The 18,855-nt window shown below is 60.9% G+C and carries 19 protein-coding genes; 6 read left to right on the forward strand and 13 right to left on the reverse strand.

Annotated features, from left to right (window positions below; translation table 11 throughout):
* The 4 genes from GIW28_RS21325 to GIW28_RS21340 all read right to left on the reverse strand — a co-directional run.
* A partial coding sequence (locus GIW28_RS21325) for a hypothetical protein (protein WP_236490412.1) occupies nucleotides 1–882 on the reverse strand: 882 nt, incomplete at its 3' end.
* Nucleotides 883–1,161: 279 nt separating this feature from the next.
* Nucleotides 1,162–1,422: a hypothetical protein gene (locus tag GIW28_RS21330; RefSeq protein ID WP_017137997.1), complete on the reverse strand. Its 261-nt coding sequence runs from the start codon at nucleotides 1,420–1,422 to the stop codon at nucleotides 1,162–1,164.
* Nucleotides 1,423–1,816: 394 nt separating this feature from the next.
* Complete coding sequence (locus GIW28_RS21335; protein ID WP_017137998.1) at nucleotides 1,817–2,494, reverse strand: anti-sigma factor; 678 nt, start codon at nucleotides 2,492–2,494, stop codon at nucleotides 1,817–1,819.
* The gene (locus GIW28_RS21340; RefSeq protein WP_017137999.1) at nucleotides 2,491–3,117 is read right to left on the reverse strand and encodes a sigma-70 family RNA polymerase sigma factor; all 627 of its coding nucleotides are present in this window, start codon (nucleotides 3,115–3,117) and stop codon (nucleotides 2,491–2,493) included. Before GIW28_RS21340 ends, GIW28_RS21335 begins: the two co-directional genes overlap by 4 nt.
* A gap of 151 nt (nucleotides 3,118–3,268) precedes the next feature.
* Between GIW28_RS21340 and GIW28_RS21345 the strand changes: the two genes are divergently transcribed.
* Nucleotides 3,269–3,841: a DUF2780 domain-containing protein gene (locus GIW28_RS21345; RefSeq protein WP_017138000.1), complete on the forward strand. Its 573-nt coding sequence runs from the start codon at nucleotides 3,269–3,271 to the stop codon at nucleotides 3,839–3,841.
* Here GIW28_RS21345 and GIW28_RS21350 read toward each other — a convergent pair.
* Nucleotides 3,838–4,725 (reverse strand): acyltransferase, encoded by an 888-nt coding sequence (locus GIW28_RS21350; protein ID WP_017138001.1) that lies wholly within the window; start codon nucleotides 4,723–4,725, stop codon nucleotides 3,838–3,840. The two genes, GIW28_RS21345 and GIW28_RS21350, sit on opposite strands and share 4 nt — an antisense overlap.
* Nucleotides 4,726–4,921: 196 nt before the next feature.
* On the opposite strand from GIW28_RS21350, the gene rloA2 reads away from it, so the two are divergent.
* From rloA2 to creD, 4 genes are read left to right on the forward strand one after another with little or no spacing between them, the layout of a single operon-like run.
* Nucleotides 4,922–5,422 (forward strand): retropepsin-like aspartic peptidase RloA2, encoded by a 501-nt coding sequence (gene rloA2 / locus GIW28_RS21355; protein WP_017138002.1) that lies wholly within the window; start codon nucleotides 4,922–4,924, stop codon nucleotides 5,420–5,422.
* A gap of 8 nt (nucleotides 5,423–5,430) precedes the next feature.
* Nucleotides 5,431–6,099 carry a two-component system response regulator CreB gene (gene creB / locus GIW28_RS21360; RefSeq protein WP_017138003.1) on the forward strand — a complete coding sequence of 223 codons (669 nt, stop codon included), beginning with the start codon at nucleotides 5,431–5,433 and terminating at the stop codon, nucleotides 6,097–6,099.
* Nucleotides 6,099–7,538, forward strand: a complete 1,440-nt coding sequence (gene creC, locus GIW28_RS21365) for a two-component system sensor histidine kinase CreC (protein ID WP_236446060.1) — start codon at nucleotides 6,099–6,101, stop codon at nucleotides 7,536–7,538. The genes creB and creC overlap by 1 nt, the downstream gene beginning before the upstream one ends.
* Nucleotides 7,539–7,589: 51 nt before the next feature.
* Nucleotides 7,590–8,942: a cell envelope integrity protein CreD gene (gene creD / locus GIW28_RS21370; RefSeq protein WP_236446059.1), complete on the forward strand. Its 1,353-nt coding sequence runs from the start codon at nucleotides 7,590–7,592 to the stop codon at nucleotides 8,940–8,942.
* A gap of 186 nt (nucleotides 8,943–9,128) precedes the next feature.
* On the opposite strand, the gene GIW28_RS21375 is transcribed toward creD, so the two are convergent.
* The 8 genes from GIW28_RS21375 to GIW28_RS21410 all read right to left on the reverse strand — a co-directional run bounded on the left by GIW28_RS21375 (nucleotide 9,129) and on the right by GIW28_RS21410 (nucleotide 18,143).
* On the reverse strand, nucleotides 9,129–9,758 hold the full coding sequence (locus GIW28_RS21375) for a glutathione S-transferase family protein (protein ID WP_236446058.1): 630 nt from the start codon (nucleotides 9,756–9,758) through the stop codon (nucleotides 9,129–9,131).
* Nucleotides 9,759–9,913: 155 nt separating this feature from the next.
* Nucleotides 9,914–10,096, reverse strand: coding sequence for a hypothetical protein (locus tag GIW28_RS21380; protein ID WP_170036884.1), 183 nt, complete (start codon nucleotides 10,094–10,096; stop codon nucleotides 9,914–9,916).
* Nucleotides 10,093–11,196 carry a PepSY-associated TM helix domain-containing protein gene (locus GIW28_RS21385; protein ID WP_236446057.1) on the reverse strand — a complete coding sequence of 368 codons (1,104 nt, stop codon included), beginning with the start codon at nucleotides 11,194–11,196 and terminating at the stop codon, nucleotides 10,093–10,095. Before GIW28_RS21385 ends, GIW28_RS21380 begins: the two co-directional genes overlap by 4 nt.
* A gap of 62 nt (nucleotides 11,197–11,258) precedes the next feature.
* The gene (locus tag GIW28_RS21390) at nucleotides 11,259–13,688 is read right to left on the reverse strand and encodes a TonB-dependent siderophore receptor (RefSeq protein WP_236446056.1); all 2,430 of its coding nucleotides are present in this window, start codon (nucleotides 13,686–13,688) and stop codon (nucleotides 11,259–11,261) included.
* A gap of 206 nt (nucleotides 13,689–13,894) precedes the next feature.
* On the reverse strand, nucleotides 13,895–14,857 hold the full coding sequence (locus GIW28_RS21395) for a FecR domain-containing protein (protein WP_236446055.1): 963 nt from the start codon (nucleotides 14,855–14,857) through the stop codon (nucleotides 13,895–13,897).
* Nucleotides 14,854–15,372 carry an RNA polymerase sigma factor gene (locus tag GIW28_RS21400; protein ID WP_017138011.1) on the reverse strand — a complete coding sequence of 173 codons (519 nt, stop codon included), beginning with the start codon at nucleotides 15,370–15,372 and terminating at the stop codon, nucleotides 14,854–14,856. Before GIW28_RS21400 ends, GIW28_RS21395 begins: the two co-directional genes overlap by 4 nt.
* A gap of 144 nt (nucleotides 15,373–15,516) precedes the next feature.
* Nucleotides 15,517–16,224: a 3'-5' exonuclease gene (locus GIW28_RS21405; RefSeq protein WP_236446053.1), complete on the reverse strand. Its 708-nt coding sequence runs from the start codon at nucleotides 16,222–16,224 to the stop codon at nucleotides 15,517–15,519.
* A complete protein-coding gene (locus GIW28_RS21410) occupies nucleotides 16,221–18,143 on the reverse strand; it encodes a putative nucleotidyltransferase substrate binding domain-containing protein (RefSeq protein ID WP_236446051.1) in 1,923 nt (640 codons plus the stop codon). The genes GIW28_RS21405 and GIW28_RS21410 overlap by 4 nt, the downstream gene beginning before the upstream one ends.
* 247 nt (nucleotides 18,144–18,390) lie before the next feature.
* Between GIW28_RS21410 and GIW28_RS21415 the strand changes: the two genes are divergently transcribed.
* Nucleotides 18,391–18,837, forward strand: a complete 447-nt coding sequence (locus tag GIW28_RS21415) for a response regulator (RefSeq protein ID WP_017138015.1) — start codon at nucleotides 18,391–18,393, stop codon at nucleotides 18,835–18,837.
* The last annotated feature ends 18 nt before the right edge of the window (nucleotides 18,838–18,855 follow it).

Consider the following 18,855-nt stretch of genomic DNA (forward strand, 5'->3'; position numbering starts at 1 on the left):
GATGATGGCACATGCCAAGGCTCCGGCGCCTGCCGTCGGTATACCAAAAACAATCATGCAGGAGCCAATCCCGATAGCTGCCCCTGCTTTACCCCCCCAATATGAGCCACCCACGGCACCCACCAGCTTGGCGCCGTCAACATATTTCGCTTTCGTGCACTCCTGTTCACGCCCAGTGGAGCATGCCTCCGTTATTTCCAGCGCTGCCGCCCCTACATCCAGCGCGATGCCAATGTAAGTACCTTTCTTCAATAGCTGGGAGGCCTTGGCTACACGCTTGACGGTCTCCTCGTACTTGCGAATCTCTCCATGATGCCAATAGCTCTTAGTGGAAATTCCCAGCATTTTCTTGATTGAACCTTCACTCTTCAACCCCGTACCAAAGCGCGCCATCCCCGAGAGTTGGGTATCGAGCCTCGCAAACAACGCCCTGCGTTTAACCAGAAAGTCATTCCTCGCACTCGCGGTGCCCTTCCTCAGGTACTGCCTATGCAGCTCATCGACTTCCTTGAGGGTGGCCTCGACTTGCGCCAGATGTTTGCTCCAGGCGCTACTGGCACTGCCAATGCCCAGGGACGCATGGGCCATGATGGCCTGTAACTGATCGTAGTTTTTGATCAGGAAATGATCCGTCGCGGAGTGTGCGAACAAAGCCTGTTTGATGTTCTGCGCCGAGCGCATCAGTTGGGCCTCTTCCGTCGTGCAAGACGCTGTACGAGCATCTGGAATGATCACCAACTGCCCTGGCAGTACCACGACGTTGCGAATGTGTTGGTTGAGGCTGTCGAACTTGGTTTGAATGTGAGGGTTGAGTGAAAGGTCGAGTTTAAGCAGCGGATAAGGCTGCGGTCGTACATTAATAAATGCGTAGGGTCCCTGCATAGCGTGCACCTCCAAGTGACTGAGGCGCACGACTATAAGAAGGCGCTACAGGCGAGGTAAGACGCGTGCAGGGCCGTTTTTGACGTTTCAGAAAGGGACTACGCAAGTCCCGGCAGACGCTGACATGTTTGATTCATTTGAGCTTTGTAAGTCGCAGGTACGGGTCGGCCACTTCGCCGTTTTTTATCACCCGCTTGCCGCCGTAGTCGCAGTGAGTTTTACCGTTGCTTCACATGTAGGAAAGGGCAACAGGGCGCTGCCCTTCTTTGAATCGGGTGTTTAAGCCTGCAAGCGCCGGCTGATCACATCCAGCAGATCACAGCCATCGCGCAATGGAATGGCGCAGAGCAGGGCGAAGTCCTGGAGGACGAGGTTGTCGGTGTTCAGGCCTTCGCGAAACGCCAGGTTTTCCATGACTTGGGTGACGGCGCGGATGCGGTAGACGGCGGCGTCGTGGAGCACGTCGAGCGGGACTTGGGTGTCGATGAGCAGGGAGGGCGTGGTGGCGTCGTGGCCGGTGAGCGGCATGTATCGGTTCATGTTTTAAAACCCATTCAAGTAGAAGTGGGCTACACACTTATTCGTCGCCAAACGAATGGGTGGCAGCTGTACGCAGGTTGGCGAACCGGGAATGGAACCGGCAGACCCGAAGGTCTCCCGCGCACAGCCACCATGAAAGCAGCTATTGCGGACGCAAAAGAACCTGCAAAAAAGCAGAAGCTTTTGCACCATTCACCCGAGTCGCCAAACCCGTGTCGCCATATGGACGACCGCCGAACTATAAGCGCCATCCTCCGCCGGGAGCAAGTCGCTCGGCCAATGAAGCTCAAATGTGGGAGCTGGCTTGCCTGCGATAGCGGCGGGCCAGTCAACTTATCCTTGGCTGAGCCACCGCCATCGCAGGCAAGCCAGCTCCCACATTGATTGAGTTGTGTCAGCGAGTGGCCAGGGCACCTTGGTACAGCACGGGGCCGGTGGGTTGTCCGGTGGGTGAGCCGCCTTGTGGCTCCAGGCTGACGGCGAGGGTCGCGGGTGCAGTCAACAGCGCCTGCTGTTCCTTGCTCAGCTGGATTCGGCCTTTACCCGAGCTCGGCACCAGGCCCAGGGAGACGGGTTTGCCACCGGCCGCAATGACCCACAGTTCCAGGGCACGCGTCGGCTCTACGGCGGCCAATGTGAGTGGCTCGACTTGCAGGTGATCGCCAAACGCCTGGACCTGCAACGCCGGTTGCTGGTTGGCAGCCACCAACGTGGCGTTGTATTCGGCGCCGATATCACGCTGATACAGCACGCCCACCAGCACTGCGACAACTACCGCACAGGCAGCGGCCAGCAGTCGGAAACTCATCCAGAATGGTTTCTTCGCCGGCACGTGCAGCACTTGCGGCTCAATGCGTGCCTTGATGCCTGCCCACACATGATCCGGCACCGGCCGCTCGGGCACGGCGCCAGTCAGGCTGGCGAGGGCATCCTGCCAATGGCCGAGTTCGACGCGCAGCGCGGCATCGTCCAGCAGCAGGTTTTCAAAGCGCCGACGGGCAGTGGCGGGCATCAGCCCGATGGCGTAATCGGCAGCGAGGGCGCGGCGCAGGGTGGTGGTTTGGTAGTTCATGATTCAAGGCACCTGCGCAGGCGCTCCATGCCGCGGCGAATCCAGGATTTGACCGAGCCCAGGGGCGCCGCCAAGTGGTCGGCCAGTTCCGAGCACGACAGGCCCTGGAAGTAAGCCACGGTAATCGATTGGCGTTGCATACCGTCGAGGGTGTCGAGGCAGCGGTTGAGGGCGCGGGCTTCGCGCTCACTGTCGAGCTGTTCGTAGGCGCTGGGGCTGTCGTCGAGCATGGCGTCTTGCTGGCCCTCAGCTAATGGCTGTTCGCGGTGTTTGCGCAATTGGTCGATGGCCAAGTTGCGGGTGATGTTGACCATCCAGGTCATCGGCGCGGCCAAATGGGCCTCGTAGCGCGAAGCGTTGTACCAGATACGCACAAAGGCCTCCTGCAGCACTTCTTCGGCCAGGTCTGCGCGCCCCATGAAACGAAACGCGACACCGTGCAGCCGTGGCGAAACACTGCGGTAAAGGGTCTCGAACGCCTGTCGGTTGCCCAGGGCACATTGGGCCAGCAAGGGCTGCAACGGGTCAGCATCATGAATGGAAATAGGGCTTCTCCAGGCTCTCGTTCGAGGGCGACGGGACTGCGCACGGTAGGCAGAGGGTAGTCCAGCTTGAGCATTCATTCCATCCGACTCCGGGCGGCGCTTGTGGGATATACGCGCGCGGCGAACATTTGGATGCAGATTTTTCTGAACTAATCTGCAGGTGGGAACATTCCTTCGGGACTGTCAGTCAAACGCCTGCTTTTAGCTCCTACATTCAGAGGTTGTCTTGATGAAGATTTCACGCGGTTTTGCCCTGTCCTGCCTGTTGACCGTGGCCGCCAGCCCGGTGTTTGCCGCAGGTTTCAGCCTCGGTGACGTGGCCAATGCCGTCTCCGGTGCCCAGGGCAGCAACAACAAGGCGGCGGCTGCGGCGCCTAGCTCTGAGACCGCCGGCCTGCTGAGCGCCTTGACCTCGCAACTGAACATCACCCCCGAACAAGCCGTGGGCGGTACTGGCGCCATGCTGGGCCTGGCCAAGAACAAACTGAGCGGTACCGACTACTCGCAACTGGGCAAGAGTGTGCCGGGCCTGGATCAACTCTCGGGCAGCAACTCCCTGGGCAGCCTCGGCGCGTTGAGCGGGATGCTCGGCCAGAGCGGCGGCAGCAAGACCAGCGGCCTGGACGGTTTGTTGGGTAACGTGAAGAGCACCAACGACCTGAACACCGCCTTCAGCGCGTTGGGCATGGACAGCGGCATGGTCAGCCAATTTGCCCCGGTGATCCTCAAGTACCTGGGCGGCCAGGGCGCCAGCGAATCGGTGCTGGGCAAGCTGGCCTCGGCCTGGGGTACTGGCAGCTAAAGCGACTCTGCGCGCAGTTGTGCGATGCGCGCATCCTTCTCCATCCAGAGCTGGTTCACCCAGTTCTGGACGGTCTGGCGAAACGCCGGGTCATTCTCGTAATCCCCTTGCCACAACGCCGGGTCCAGCTCACGGGTGCGGATATCAATGATCACCTTGGGCACTGTGCCGCAGATCAAGTCCCAGAACCCCGGGATCTTCTGCTGCGGGTAGACCACCGTCACGTCGAGGACCGCGTCCAATTGCTCACCCATGGCCGCCAGCACAAACGCCACGCCACCCGCTTTGGGCTTGAGTAAGCGGGCAAATGGCGAATCCTGCTGCTTGCGCTTGGCCTCGCTGAACCGTGTGCCCTCCAGATAATTGACCACCGTCACCGGTTGGCGCTTGAACAGCTCGCACGCCTGCTTGGTGATCTTCAAATCCTGGCCCGCCAGTTCCGGGTGTTTGGCCAGAAAGGCCTTGGTGTAGCGCTTCATGAACGGGTAATCCAGCGCCCACCAGGCCAGGCCCAGGAAGGGCACCCAGATCAGCTCTTTTTTCAGGAAGAATTTGAAGAACGGCGTACGCCGGTTGAGTGCCTGGATCAGTGCGGGAATATCGACCCAGGATTGGTGATTGCTGATCACCAGGTAAGACGTATCGCCGCGCAGTTCGTCGCCGCCACGAATGTCCCATTGGGTGGGGATGCACAGCGCGAAAATCAGTTTGTCGATCTCGGCCCAGGTCTCGGCGATCCACATCACGGCCCAAGAGGCGTAGTCGCGAAAGCGGCCGGGCGCTACCAGCTTGAGCAGGGCAAACACCATCAACGGGCCGAACAGCACCAGGGTGTTGAGCAATAACAGCAGTGTGACAAAACAGCCGGTGAGCAGGCGGCGCATAAGTAACTCTTGGAATCGGGTGGGCGGGTCATGATAAGCAAGCTGAGTCTAGAGGCCAAATCGCAAATTGCCGCACGAATGTGAGCTGACGCGGAGCGTCCAGAGCTGCATTCCCACGCAGAGCGTGGGAACGATCTAACTAAACAACGCTTTTGCGGTCTAGAATCCGCCTACTTCTTTCCAAGGAAATCACTTCGTGAAACTGCTCCTTGCCTTACTCGCCCTGGCTGCCGTGCCTGTCATGGCCGCCGAACCGACCCTCTACGGTCGCTACGAATACATCCAACTGCCGGAGATCGGCCAAACCTTCAAGGCCAAGATGGACACTGGCGCGCTGACCGCTTCGCTGTCGGCCCGCGATATCGAAACCTTCCAGCGCGACGGCGACGACTGGGTGCGCTTCCGCCTCGGCGGCAAGGACGCCAGCGACAAGGTTTTTGAACACAAAGTCTCGCGCATCAGCAAAATCAAAAGCCGCGCCGATGAAGACGAGGACAAGGACGAAGCCACCGTGGCCAAGCGCCCGGTGATCGACCTGGAAATGTGCCTGGGCAACGTCAAGCGCACCGTCGAGGTCAACCTCACTGACCGCAGCAGTTTCAACTACCCGTTGCTGATCGGCGCCAAGGCCCTGCGTGAGTTCGGTGCGGCGGTTAACCCGGCCCGTCGTTACACTGCCGACAAACCGGACTGCTGATCGAGCCTATGCCGCACATCCTGATTGTCGAAGACGAAGCGGCGATAGCCGACACGCTGATCTTTGCCCTGCAAGGCGAGGGGTTCACCACTACCTGGCTGAGCCTTGGCCAGGAGGCGCTGGCGCATCAACGCCAGACGCCTGCCGACCTGATAATCCTCGACATCGGCCTGCCGGACATCACCGGCTTTGAGACGTGCAAGCAACTGCGCCGCTTCAGTGAAGTGCCGGTGATGTTCCTCAGTGCGCGCGACGGCGAGATTGACCGGGTGGTGGGCCTGGAGATCGGCGCCGACGATTATGTGGTCAAGCCGTTCAGCCCACGGGAAGTGGCGGCGCGGGTTCGGGCGATTCTCAAACGCGTCAGCCCAGGTGCCGCGCCGGCCGTGTTTCAGGTCGATCTGGAGCGCATGCAGATCAGTTATCGCGGCCAGGCTTTGAGCCTTACGCGGCATGAATTTCGCCTGCTGCAAAGCTTGCTGGAGCAGCCCGAGCGGGTGTTCAGCCGCGAGCAATTGCTCGACGCGGTGGGCGTGCCGGCCGATGCCGGCTACGAGCGCAATATCGACAGCCATATTAAAAGCCTGCGCAGCAAACTGCGGGGCATTGCGGCGGATGCCGAGCCGATCCAGACCCATCGTGGCCTCGGCTACAGCTACAGCCCGAGCCACAGCTGATGCGCCTGGGGCTGCGGATCTTCCTGGTGTATGCGCTGTTTATCGGCCTCACCGGTTACTTTGTGCTCAACACGGTGATGAAGGAAATCCGCCCCGGCGTGCGCCAGTCCACCGAAGAAACTTTGGTGGACACGGCGAACCTGCTGGCTGAGATCCTGCGCGATGACGTAAAAAATCATACCCTCGGCCAAAGCCACTGGCCTGAGTTGCTCAAGGCCTACGGCAATCGCCAGCCCGGCGCGACCATCTGGGGCCTGCCGAAAAACCAGGTTAACCACCGCATCTACGTGACCGACGCCAACGGCATCGTGCTGCTCGATTCCACGGGCGAAGCGGTGGGGCAGGACTATTCACGGTGGAACGACGTGTACCTCACCTTGCGGGGTGAGTACGGCGCCCGTTCCACCCGCAGCGAGCTGGACGATCCCACTTCGTCGGTGATGCACGTGGGCGCGCCGATCCGCGACAACGGGCAAATCATCGGCGTGGTAACGGTGGCCAAGCCCAACAGCTCGTTGCAGCCTTATGTGGATCGCACCGAGAACCGCTTGCTCTGGTACGGCGCCGGGTTGGTGGTTTTGGGCCTGCTGTTGGGCGCATTGCTGTCGTGGTGGCTGAGTGTGGCGCTGCATCGGCTCACGGCCTATGCGCAGGCGGTGAGCGAAGGTCGACGGGCCGAGTTGCCACATTACCGTGGCGGCGAACTCAAACAGCTGTCCACCGCTGTGGAGCACATGCGCACGCAGCTGGAAGGCAAAGCCTACGTCGAGCATTACGTGCACACCCTGACCCACGAATTGAAAAGCCCGCTGGCCGCCATTCGCGGCGCGGCGGAATTGTTGCAGGGCGATATGAGCCGCGAGCAGCAGCAGCGTTTTATCGGCAATATCGACAGCGAAAGTGCGCGCTTGCAGCAGTTGATCGAGCGGCTGCTCAACCTTGCCCAGGTGGAGCAGCGCCAGGGTTTGGAAGAACAGACCCGCATGCCGTTGGCGGCCTTGGTCGACGAGGTACTCAAGGCGCAATGTGCACGAATCGAAGGCGCCGGCCTGCAGGTCGAACAGACGATAGCGGCGGATGTGAAGGTGTTCGGTGAGCCTTTCCTGTTGCGCCAGGCGCTGGGCAACCTGCTCGATAACGCCTTGGACTTCACACCGCCCGGCGGCAGCTTGCGATTCAGCGCACAGGCGCAGCATAACGACGTGCAGGTCAGCCTGTTCAATCAGGCTGCGCCGATTCCCGACTACGCTTTGCCGCGCTTGAGCGAGCGTTTCTACTCGTTGCCGCGCCCGGTCAGTGGGCGCAAAAGCACCGGCCTGGGCCTCAATTTTGTCGAAGAAGTGATGAAGCTGCACGGCGGCGCGTTGCAGATCGGCAATGTGCAAGGCGGCGTGCAGGTGGTGCTGCATCTCCACACAGTCTCCACAGTGCCCACATAAATCTCCCACAGGCGCGGTTCACGCTCTGCCCATCAAAACAGGGAGAGCCCCATGAACCGAAGCCTGCTGTTCAAACTTGGCGCCATTGCGCTGCTGATGCTGCTGTTGCTGATTCCACTGCTGATGATCAACGGCATCATCAGCGACCGCCAGCAACTGCGCGACGGCGTATTGATGGACATCGCCCGCAGCTCCAGCTACAGCCAGCGCATTACCGGCCCGGTAATGGTAGTGCCCTATCGCAAGACCGTGCGCGAGTGGAAACTCAATGAAAAGCTCAACAAACGCTACGAGGAAACCCGTGAAGAGCGCGGCCGTCTGTATTTTTTGCCGGACCGCTTTGAACTCGACGGCAAGGTGCAAACCGAACTGCGATCGCGTGGCATCTACCAGGCGCGACTGTTCCATGCAGACAACCGCATCAGTGGGCGTTTCGAGTTGCCAGCGCAGTTGGGCATTACAGAAAACTTTGCCGATTACCGTTTTGAGCCTGCGTTTCTGGCGTTGGGTATCAGCGATATTCGTGGCATCGAAAACGCCCTGAAGCTTGAGCTGGGCAGCCAGCGCCTGGCGTTCTCGCCAGGCTCGCAAGTGGACTGGTTGGGCGAGGGCGTGCATGTGACGCTGCCCGCGCAGGACAGCAAACAACCGAGCGTGGTGGACTTCGCTTTTGACCTGCGCCTGCAGGGCACCGAACAGTTGCAAGTGGTGCCGGTGGGCAAGACCAGCCAGGTGTCACTCGCGTCCAACTGGCCGCACCCCAGTTTTATCGGCAACTTCCTGCCGGCGCAGCGAGAGGTCACTGACAAGGGCTTCAGCGCCAATTGGCAGACTTCGTTTTTCTCCACCAACCTCGAACAAGCCCTGCAAACCTGCCTGGACCGCCAGGGCTGTGAAGACTTCACCAACCGCAGCTTTGGCGTGAACTTCATCGACCCGGTGGACCAGTATCTCAAGAGCGACCGCGCGATCAAATACGCGCTGCTGTTTATCGCCCTGACGTTTGCCGGTTTCTTCCTCTTCGAAGTACTGAAGAACCTCGCGGTACACCCGATTCAGTACGCGTTGGTGGGCTTCGCGTTGGCGTTCTTTTACCTGCTGCTGTTGTCGTTGTCCGAACACTTGGGTTTTGCGTTGGCCTACCTGATCTCGGCGAGTGCCTGTGTATTGTTGATCGGCTTTTATGTGTGCCATGTGCTGCGCAGTGTTGTGCATGGCCTGGGCTTTTCGGCGGGGTTGGCGGCGTTGTATGGCTTGTTGTACGGGCTGCTGAGCGCTGAAGATTACGCGCTGCTGATGGGCTCGCTGCTGCTGTTCGGGCTGCTGGGTACGGTGATGGTGCTGACGCGCAAACTGGATTGGTATGGCGTGGGCAAGCGCAAAGGTCGGGAGGTGGCGCAATGATTGGGTTGCGTGAAGATCAGCAGGTGCGCGCGCAATTGGTGGCCGGGATTGCCACCTTCCTCAGCAACACCACTCTTCAATGTGGGAGCGGGCTTGCCCGCGAATGCGGTGGGTCAGAAACCAATGTGCTGAATGACATGCCGCCATCGCGGGCAAGCCCGCTCCCACACTGGATGGGTGTGAATGTCACACCGGTGGCTGGGTCTCAAGCATCGAAGGCCGTTGGCTGACCCCGGCATACCAGTCGGCAAGCTTGGGGTTGCTGGCGCGCCATTGCAGGTCGGGGTGGCGAAAGTCCAGGTAACCCAGGGCGCAGGCCACGCTGATGGCGGCGATGTCGAAGTGGCTGGCCAGTTCGGTAATCGCATCGCTTTCCAGCTCGGCGAGGGTGCGGTGGATCTTGTTGCGCTGCTCCTCCAGCCATTGGTCCCAGTGTTTTTCTGCCGGGCGCATGGCGGTCTCGTAACGCACCAGCACGGCGGCATCCATGATGCCGTCGGCCATCGAGGCGAGGGTGAGGCGGCGCCAGCGGGCCGAGCCGTCACGCGGGATCAGCGGGTTGCCGACGTGCTGGTGGTCGAAGTAATCGAGGATCACCCGGCTGTCGTGCAGCACCGAACCATCGGCCAGGCGCAGGGCCGGGATCTTGCCCACGGGGTTGTCCTGCACCACCTGTGCGTCGGGGTTGACCGGCGTCGGCATGCAGCCATGCAAGGCCACGCGGTGCTGCTGGCCGGTCTCGATCAGCAGCACGCGGACTTTGCGAACAAAGGGTGAAGCGGGGTTGTGAAACAAGGTCATGCTGGGTGCGGACATGGGCATTCCTCGGAAATGGCAGGGCTAGCCTAGTAGGATTGTGGTTGTTTTTGAAGGCCCTATCGCAGCGGTGCGACGACTCGACAAGCCAGCTCCCACACTTGACTGCGTACACACATCAACCTGTGGGAGCTGGCTTGCCTGCGATGAGGCCTTCAGCCACGCCGCTTAAGCAAGGCCCAAGCCCCAATGGCAGCAGGAATACCCAACCCCACCCAACTCAACGAATCCCACAACCCATCCCCCAACAGCGCCGCAAACAACCCGGCAGCGCTGAGCAGGCCAATCCCCAGCGGAATGCCGAATACCTTCCAGAAACTCGATTGGCGCGGCTTCATGACTTGGCCGCCTTACGCCGCACAATCCACAGGTAAACACCGCTGCCCAACACGATGATGGTCAGTACATCCAGCACCGCCCAGAGGATCTTCATCGGCAGGCCGCCATAGTCGCCAAAGTGCAGCGGCTGGGACATGCCCATGGCGTCCATGTACCACGGCCGTTCGGCGATGGCGGTGACGGCCAGGGTGCTGGCGTCGATCAGCACCGGCGTGAGCAGGTGTGAGGTCAGATGCGTGCTGCCCTTCATGAACACCGCGTAGTGGTGTTCGCTGGAAAAGCGCGTACCGGGGAAGGCGATAAAGTCCGGCTCCATGCCGGGCGCGGCCTTGGCGGCGATGCTCAGCAGTTCGGTGGCCGGTGCGCGTTGGGTCAGCGGCGGCGCGTTTTTGTACGGCTCGATCATGGCGCTGAGGCTGTCCTGGCGCCAGGCGGCGATGATCAAATCGGCGCAGGCGCTGATCACGCCGGTGACGCCCACCACCAGCGCCCAGGTCAGCGTGACCACGCCGATCAGGTTGTGCAGGTCGAGCCAGCGCAGACGGGTGGATTTGTCATTACGCACGGTGGCGAACTTCAACCGGCGCATAAACGGCAGGTACAGCACCGTACCCGAGACAATTGCCACCACAAACAGAATGCCCATGAACGCCAGCAGCAACTTGCCTGGCAGCCCGGCGAACATATCCACGTGCAAGCGCAGCAGGAACAGGGTCAACCCGCCATTGGCCGCCGGGGTTTCCACGGCCTCACCGGTGCGCGCATCCAGCATGAAGGTGTGGGACGAGTTGGGCTCGGTGCCGGCCGTGGCAGCCATGATCGCGATCACACCGTTTTTGTCGTCTTCGTCCCACGCCAGGTACTGCATGGCCTCGCCGGGGCGATGAGCCTGGGCTTTGGCCACCAACTGCTCAAGGTTCAGCTGCGGCGTGTCGGCGGGCATCTGTGCCAGTTCCGGCTCGTTGCCCAGCAGGTGGTCGATCTCGTGGTGAAACACCAACGGCAGGCCGGTGAGGGCGAGCAGCAGCAGAAATACCGTGCAGATCAGGCTGGTCCAGGTGTGGATGAAGGACCAGCGGCGGATGGTTTTGCTTTTCATTTTCTAGCCTTCAGACACACCGAAGCCGCCCACAGGGGCGGCCCGGTTGTTAACTCAGCCGATTACCACTGATAGGTGGCGCTGGCGACGACGCTACGTTGGTCGCCGAAGTAGCAGTAGGACCCGTCACACGTGGAGATGTAGTCCTTGTTGAACAGGTTGGTGGCGTTGAGTTTCACCGAGGCGCCTTTGAGGCTGTTATCAAGCCGGCCAAGGTCGTAATGCACGGCGCCGTCGAACACGGTGTAGGCGTTGGCCTTGCCCAGCCACGTGTTGCCTTGGTCACCGTAGGTGTTGCCGGTGTAGCGGGCGCCAAAGCCAATGCCAAAACCATCGAGCACGCCGTTGTGCCAGGTGTAGTCAGTCCACAGCGAGGCTTGCTGGTTGGGCATCAACTGCAGGCGGTTGCCTTCGAAGTTGCCTTTTTGCACTTCGGATTTGGCCAGGGTGTACGCGGCGATCACCTTAAGGTTTTCGGTCACGTCAGACACCGCTTCCAGCTCCAGGCCTTTGACTTTGACTTCGCCGGTCTGGTCGGTGACCGACTGGCCGCCTGCGCCGGTGCTGGTGACGAGCACGTTTTTCTGGGTCAGGTCATACACTGCCGCACTCAGCAAGGTGTTGGAGCCGGGCGGTTGGTATTTGATACCCAGTTCCCATTGCTTGCCTTCGGTGGGCTTGTACGACTGGAGTGGGTCGACGCTGGCGTTGCTGGCTGGTTGGAATGACTCGGCGTAGGACAGGTAGGGCACAAAGCCTGAGTCGAACACATAGCTCAGTGCTGCATTGCCACTGAAGTTCTTGCTACGGTCGGTATTGGTCGCATCGTTCTTATTGAAGTAGGTTGTGCCTTGATGCACCCAGTCCTCACGCCCGCCCACGGTCAGGCGCCATTTGTCCAAAGCCATCTGGTCTTGTGCATAGAGGCCGGTCTGCACGGTTTTCTGGTTGTAGTCGTAGTACGCGGTGGAGCGGGCCGGACGCACGACCGACGTGGTGTTGACAGGGTTGAAGATGTTCACGCGCCCCGCGCTATCGTAGATCGACAGGTATGAGGTATCGGTGCGCTGGTGGTCCAGGCCCAGCAGCAAGGTGTGGGTGACGTCACCGGTAGCGAAGTCGGCCTGGAAGTTGTTGTCGACCGCGAATTGGCCAATGTTCTCGTCAACGTTGGTGGAGGTGCGGTCGATATTGCCGGCAGCGTCAACCGGATAGTAGGCATAGGCGCCGACTGTCAATTGCTGGAATGACAACTCCGACTTGGTGTAGCGCAGATTCTGCTTGAACTGCCAGGTATCGTTGAAACGATGCTCGAAGGCATAGCCCAACGCGTAGTAGGTGCGGTCGTAGTACTCGTAATCCGGGTCGCCCAGGTTTTTGTGGTGGGAGACTTTGCCCAGTGGAGAGTCGATTTTGGTGCCAACAATCGGCAAAAACTGGCTGGTGGCACCGGTATCGTCGCGGGTGAACTGCGACAGGAAAGTCAGCTTGGTATCCGGGTCGATATTCCAGGTCAGGCTGGGCGCAATGTTGTAGCGCTTGTTGTCGATATGATCGACTTGAGTGCCGGCATCGCGCACCACGCCGCTGATGCCATACAGAAACTGCCCTTCATCATCGATCTTGCCGGTGCTGGCGAAGTTGATCTGGCGGTAGTTGTCACTGCCGTATTGCACCTGGATGGCGCTGCTTTGTTCTGCGCTGGGACGGCGGCTGACCATGTCCAGCAGACCACCCGGCGGCGTTTGGCCGTAGACCGACGAGGCCGGGCCACGCAGCAGGGCGAGGCGGTCGAGGTTCCAGGTTTCGGCTTTGGGGTTGGCGTACACGCCGCGTGGCAGTGGCAGTCCGTCGAGGAATTGCGTGGGTTCGAAGCCGCGCACGCGCATCCAGTCATAGCGGGTGTCGCTGCCGTAGCTGGCGGACACGATGCCGGGCATGTATTTAACCGCGTCATCCAGGTTCTGGACGTTGCGGTCCTGCATCTGCTCACGGGTGGCGATGGAGATCGAGCGCGGCGCTTCGACCAGCGCGGTGTCGGTCTTGGTGCCAGCGGCGGTGCGCTTGGCCAGGTAGCCGTCGACTGGCCCCCAGGCGCTTTCATCGCTGCCCTGGGCAATGATGCTGGTCTCTGGCAACGCCACGACACCTTCCGGGACAGGCACCAGCGTAAACGTCCCGGCACTGCTTTGCTCCAATTGCAACCCGGTGCCACGCAACGCCTCGCGCAACGCGGCCTGGGCATCGAATTGGCCTTTGACCGGTGCTGAGGTCTTGCCCGCTGCCAGCGAAGGGTTCAGCGTCAGGGCCAGGCCCGACTGGCTGGCGATCTGGTTCAGGGTGCTCGCCAATGGCGCAGCCGGCAGGTTGTAGGCGCGCACGTTGCTAGCCTGTTCGGCGGCGATCAGCGCGGTGCTCGTCAGCGGGGCGCTGAGGGCAATGGCCATGGCTAACAGGCTGGGGCGCAACAAGGTGTCTAGCGTGCGGGACATGGGGCGGCTCCTGAATGAAAATATTTCTCAATTGCCTAGGTGCCGGATGAGAATCAGAAAGTGATAGGGCTGGTTGAAAATATTTTTTTGAGGTGGCTTTGAGGGCCTCATCGCAGGCAAGCCAGCTCCCACCTTTAACGGTGTTCACAATTCCAAAGGTGGGAGCTGGCTTGCCTGCGAAGGCGATCGGCCAGGCACTGAAAAACCTAAGGCTTAGCCTTCACGGTCACCCACCACGGCGTGTGCTGCTCGATCTGCACCGGCAAGGTCGGCAGCAGGGCATTCAGCGCCAGGGTGGTGTCGTGCAGCGGGAAGCTGCCGGTGATGCGCAGGTCGGCCACGGTTTTATCCACGCCCAGGTAGCCGGTGCGGTAACGACTCAGCTCGGCAACCACATCGCCCAGGCGCGCGTTGTCGACCACCAGCATGCCGCGTGTCCAGGCGTCTGCGGCGGGTTCGACCACCCGCGCAGGGCCGAGGCCGTCGCTGCGCATCAGCACTTGCTGGCCTTGCTTGAAAATCTGCTCCTGATGCAGCGCCTCAGGCTGGGCGGCCACGGCAGACTGCAGCACGCTCAGGCGCGTGGCGTCGCCTTCGCGCTTGACGATAAACCGCGTACCCAGGGCTCGCAGGCTGCCATCACGGGTTTTCACATAGAACGGTCGGGCATCGTTGTGGCCGGTTTCGACCAGGATTTCGCCTTCCTGCAACACGATCAGCCGGCGTTTTTCATCGAAGCGCACGTCAATGGCGCTGTGGGTGTTGAGGTTGATCAGCGTGCCGTCGGCCAGCTTCAGCGTGCGTTGCTCGCCGGTAGCGGTGCGCTGGTCGGCCAGCCAATAGTGGATTGGCACGTAACGCTCACCGGCAAACAGCGCCAGGCCGATCACCAGCGCGATGCTGGCCAAACCGCCGCCCAACTTGCGCACGCGCTGGCGAATGCCTTGGCGTGACTGCAACAGCGCCGCCCGCGCCGGGCCAGAAGCTACGCTGAAGCGCTGGTCGAGCATGCCCAACTGACGCCAGGCGCGTGCGTGTTCTTCATCACTGGCCAGCCATTTGGCGAACTCTTCCTGTGCAACCAGGCTGCCGTCGCCTGAGCCCAGCGAGAGTTGCCAGGCAATCGCCGCATCCAGCACGCGGGCGGTGACCGGTTTGGAGCCTGTCACAGCGGCTCGCCATACAGTGCGATGTAGCACTGGCGAATGCCTTGGGCCAGGTACTGGCGCACACGTGGCACCGACACACCCAGGCGCTGGGCGATTTCGGCGTGGCCCAGGCCGTCGAGGCGGTTATAGAGGAAGGCAGCGCGTGCCTTGCTCGACAGTTTGCCGAGCAGGCGGTCGATGGCCTTGAGGTCTTCGAGGATCAGTTGCTGTGCTTCGGGCGAGGGGTGTTCGCTTTCCGGGATCAGCATCAGCTCGCTGAGGTACGCCTGCTCCAGCGCCGCGCGGCGGAAGTAGTCGAACAGCAAGCCTTTGGCGATGGCCACCAGGAACGCACGTGGCTCGCGCGGTTCGCGCAGCTCGTCCCGGCCCAGCAGGCGTATGAAGGTGTCCTGGCTCAAGTCTTCGGCGCGGCTCGGGCAGGCCACATTGCGTCGCAGCCACGCCAACAGCCAGCCACGATGGTCGCGATACAACGCGCCAACAAGCTCACTGTGTGGGGTTTGGACCGACGACAAGGCATCACCGAATAAACAAGGGGTTTAAACTAACGAGAATTATTCGCGATTGTGTCAGAGGCAGGGAGTGGGCGCAATTGGCGTCTGTCGGGCGATCGTTCCCGCGCTCTGCGTGGTAATGCCTCCTGGGACGCTCAGCGTCCCCTAGAAAGAGGGCGCTTGTTTGCGACGTGTCCATTGGCTCAAGCGCTCTTGCAGCACCTGTGGGCTGTCGATTCCCTGTTGGCGCGCACGGCTGAACAGGATGAGCATCAGCTCTGCCGTGGCCAGCGCATCGGCGCTGGCGTGATGGCGTTCGCCCACGTGCAACTTGAAGTGGTTGATCCAGTCGTCGAGCCCGGCCTCGCGAATATTCGCGTCGGGGCACAACAGCGGGGCGATGTCGGCTACATCGAGGAACGGATGGGCCAGCCGATAGCCCAGGCTGCTCTTAAGCGCCCGGCACAGCATGTGTTGGTCGAACGGCGCATGGAACGCCAGCAACGGGCTGTCGCCGACAAAGGCCATAAAATCCAGCAAGGCTTGCGCCGGGTCGCTGCCGGCGGCAATTGCACTGGGGCCGAGGCCATGGATCAGCACGCTGGGGCTGAGCTTGGTGTTGGGCTGTTGCAGGGTGCGTTCGAACATCTGTGAAAAATCCACCGCGCCATCCTCGATCACCACCGCGCCGATGGACAGCACTTGGTCGCGGTTGAGGTTCAGGCCGCTGGTTTCCAGGTCGACCACCACCCAACGCTGGCTGCGTAACGACCCGTCGCCCAGGAATGCGGGCTTGGGCAATTGTGCCAGTCGCTGCTGCTGAGCCGCGTCGAGCCCGGGCTTGTTCTTGCGCAGCCAACTGAACAGGCTCACAGCTGATACCGCAGCGTCAGGCTGCTTTGCAGGCGTTGGGCCTGGCGCAGGGATTCACGCAGGATGCGCCGGTCCAGGTGGTTGAGGCTGTCGGGGTCGACACGGTTGGAATACGGCAGGTTCTCACGGGTTTGCAGCTGATGCTGCTGCATGCGGGTTTGCTGGATAAAGTGATACGCCTCCTCGTAGGCGGCGCCATCCAGCGGTTCGATGACCTCCTTGACCACCAGTTGGCGCAGGCGCTCCAAGGTATTGTTGGCGTGGATACCGTTGGCCAGGGCCAACAGGCGCGCGCCATCGACAAAGGGCGTAAGGCCCTGCACCTTGAGGTCGAGCGTGGCCTTTTCGGTGCCTTTGCGCGTCAGCACAAAGTCGCGGAAACGCCCGACCGGCGGGCGCTGGCGCAAGGCGTTCTCGGCCAGCATGCGTTGGAATAAGCGGTTATCGGCCACCTGATCCAGAATGCCCTGGCGCAGTTGCTCGCAACCGCGCTCGTCACCCCACACCACGCGCATATCGAAATAGATGCTCGACCCGAGCAGGTTCTCCGGCGTGGCCTCGCGAATAAATGCACCGAAGCGTCGCGCCCATTCGGCCCGTGACAGGCACAGCTCGGGGTTGCCGGCCATGATATTGCCCTTGCACAGGCTGAAGCCGCACAACGCCAGGCTTTGGTTGATCTGCTGCGCCAGGGGCAGCAGGCGGCCGCGGATCTCGGCGGCTTCGGCGGCGTCCTTGGCTTCAAACAGGATGCCGTTATCCTGGTCGGTAAACAGTGTTTGCTCGCGGCGCCCTTCGCTGCCGAAACACAGCCAGCTGAAGGGCACGTCAGGGTCACCTTTCTCGGCCAGAGTCAGTTCGATCACTCGGCACACAGTGTGGTCGTTGAGCAGGGTAATAATGTGGGTGATCTGAGTCGAGGAGGCACCATGGGCCAGCATGCGTTCGACCAGTTGGCCGATTTCACCGCGAATCGCCACCAGGTTTTCCACCCGGGGCGCGTTGCGGATGGTGCGGGCCAAGTGCACCAGGTCGACCCGTTGCAGGGAAAACAGGTCGCGCTCGGACACCACGCCACACAGGCGCTGGTCTTTTACCAGGCACACATGGGCGATGTGTCGCTCGGTCATGGCGATGGCGGCATCGAAAGCGCTGTGGTCCGGGCTTAAAAAGAACGGCGCCTGGGTCATATGGCCGGCGATGGCTTGATTGAAATCGCCGGTGCCATCGGCGACCACCTGGCGCAGATCGCGCAAGGTGAAAATCCCCAGCGGCGCCTTGTGCTCGTCGACGATCACGATGCTGCCCACTTGTTGCTCATGCATCAGCGTCACCGCTTCGCGCAGCGGCGTGGTCGGGCTGCAGGTGACCGGATGGCGCATGGCCAATTCACCCAGGCGGGTGTTCAGTGAATACTGGGTGCCCAGGGTTTCCACGGCCTTTTGCTGCACCTGCTGGTTGACCTGATCCAACAGGCTGCTGACTCCGCGCAGGGCAAAATCGCGAAACGGGCTGGAAAGGGCGAACAGCTTGATAAACGCCGGCTTGTTCAGTTGCAGGCAGAAGGTGTCTTCGGCGGCTTTGTGCTCGGTGCGTGTCGCACGCTCACCCAGCAACGCGGCAAGAGGGAAGCACTCGCCGGTGGTGATCTCGAAGGTGGCTTGCGTCGAGTCCGGCCGCTCGCCGAATACGCGGCCCTGCTTGACGATATAGAAGTGCTCCACCGGCCCGCCGGACGGTTTGAGAATGCTGTCGCCGGGGCCGTAGAAACGCAGCTGGCACTGTTCGACCAAGAACGCCAGGTGGGCGTTTTCCATCTGGTTGAACGGTGGGAAGCGTTGCAGGAATTGCAGGGTGCCGTGGATGTTCTGCAACACGGCGGTTTTTCCCGCGTGCGTGAAAGCATCAGCTTTACTCATAACAGTGACCGCAGTTTTTTTGTCGTTATCGTCCTGCATGGTCGACTCCCGCGCGGCGGGTGCCCATTGGACGTAAGTCTAGGTCTGGGCAAAACCATTCACGACTAGGGAAAAACCTTACATGACTATCGTCCAAACCCCGTAGAACGCCCACTAGGCAAACTTTCCGACGAAGTGCACATTGTTCGCCCTTCCGCAGATGTCTGACGAGTGTGCTGGGAGATTGAATAGAACTGCTGAGAAACGTATGTCCGACCACGATATTTTGAGTGATGCCGAGCGCGAGGCCCTGAGCGCCGTAATGCTGGAACCCGATTTGCCGCCACAGCGGGTGTTGATTGTCGACGACGACAAGGACGCTCGTGAATTGCTTGCGGAGATCCTGGGTCTGGACGGCATTCGCTGCATGACCGCCGACAGCGGCGAGACAGCGTGGGATTTGTTGAGCTCCAGCAGTTCCATCGGTTTGCTGATCACCGATTTGCGCATGGCGCCGAGCAACGGCCTGCAATTGATTCGCAAAGTGCGCGAGTCAACCCGTGCGGCGTTGCCGATCATCATCATGTCGGGGGACGCGGAAGCGCCGGATGTGATTGATGCGATGCATTTGAGCGTGGTGGATTTTTTGCTCAAGCCGATCGATAGCGTGAAGTTGGCGAAGATGGTCAAGCGGGAATTGGGGATGGCGCAGTAGCTACCGCTGGTCAGCTTT

Source organism: Pseudomonas sp. PA-5-4B, assembly GCF_021606215.1.
GTDB lineage: Bacteria > Pseudomonadota > Gammaproteobacteria > Pseudomonadales > Pseudomonadaceae > Aquipseudomonas > Aquipseudomonas edaphica.

What these genes read in the sequence shown, in the direction of transcription:
- GIW28_RS21385 (WP_236446057.1), bottom strand. Translation starts at nt 11,196, where the DNA reads ATGAAAAGCAAAACCATCCGCCGCTGGTCCTTCATCCACACCTGGACC.
- creD (WP_236446059.1), top strand. Translation starts at nt 7,590, where the DNA reads ATGAACCGAAGCCTGCTGTTCAAACTTGGCGCCATTGCGCTGCTGATG.
- GIW28_RS21345 (WP_017138000.1), top strand. Translation starts at nt 3,269, where the DNA reads ATGAAGATTTCACGCGGTTTTGCCCTGTCCTGCCTGTTGACCGTGGCC.
- GIW28_RS21380 (WP_170036884.1), bottom strand. Translation starts at nt 10,096, where the DNA reads ATGAAGCCGCGCCAATCGAGTTTCTGGAAGGTATTCGGCATTCCGCTG.
- GIW28_RS21340 (WP_017137999.1), bottom strand. Translation starts at nt 3,117, where the DNA reads ATGAATGCTCAAGCTGGACTACCCTCTGCCTACCGTGCGCAGTCCCGT.
- GIW28_RS21410 (WP_236446051.1), bottom strand. Translation starts at nt 18,143, where the DNA reads ATGAGTAAAGCTGATGCTTTCACGCACGCGGGAAAAACCGCCGTGTTG.
- creB (WP_017138003.1), top strand. Translation starts at nt 5,431, where the DNA reads ATGCCGCACATCCTGATTGTCGAAGACGAAGCGGCGATAGCCGACACG.
- GIW28_RS21375 (WP_236446058.1), bottom strand. Translation starts at nt 9,758, where the DNA reads ATGTCCGCACCCAGCATGACCTTGTTTCACAACCCCGCTTCACCCTTT.
- GIW28_RS21350 (WP_017138001.1), bottom strand. Translation starts at nt 4,725, where the DNA reads ATGCGCCGCCTGCTCACCGGCTGTTTTGTCACACTGCTGTTATTGCTC.
- creC (WP_236446060.1), top strand. Translation starts at nt 6,099, where the DNA reads ATGCGCCTGGGGCTGCGGATCTTCCTGGTGTATGCGCTGTTTATCGGC.
- GIW28_RS21330 (WP_017137997.1), bottom strand. Translation starts at nt 1,422, where the DNA reads ATGAACCGATACATGCCGCTCACCGGCCACGACGCCACCACGCCCTCC.
- GIW28_RS21390 (WP_236446056.1), bottom strand. Translation starts at nt 13,688, where the DNA reads ATGTCCCGCACGCTAGACACCTTGTTGCGCCCCAGCCTGTTAGCCATG.
- GIW28_RS21335 (WP_017137998.1), bottom strand. Translation starts at nt 2,494, where the DNA reads ATGAACTACCAAACCACCACCCTGCGCCGCGCCCTCGCTGCCGATTAC.
- GIW28_RS21415 (WP_017138015.1), top strand. Translation starts at nt 18,391, where the DNA reads ATGTCCGACCACGATATTTTGAGTGATGCCGAGCGCGAGGCCCTGAGC.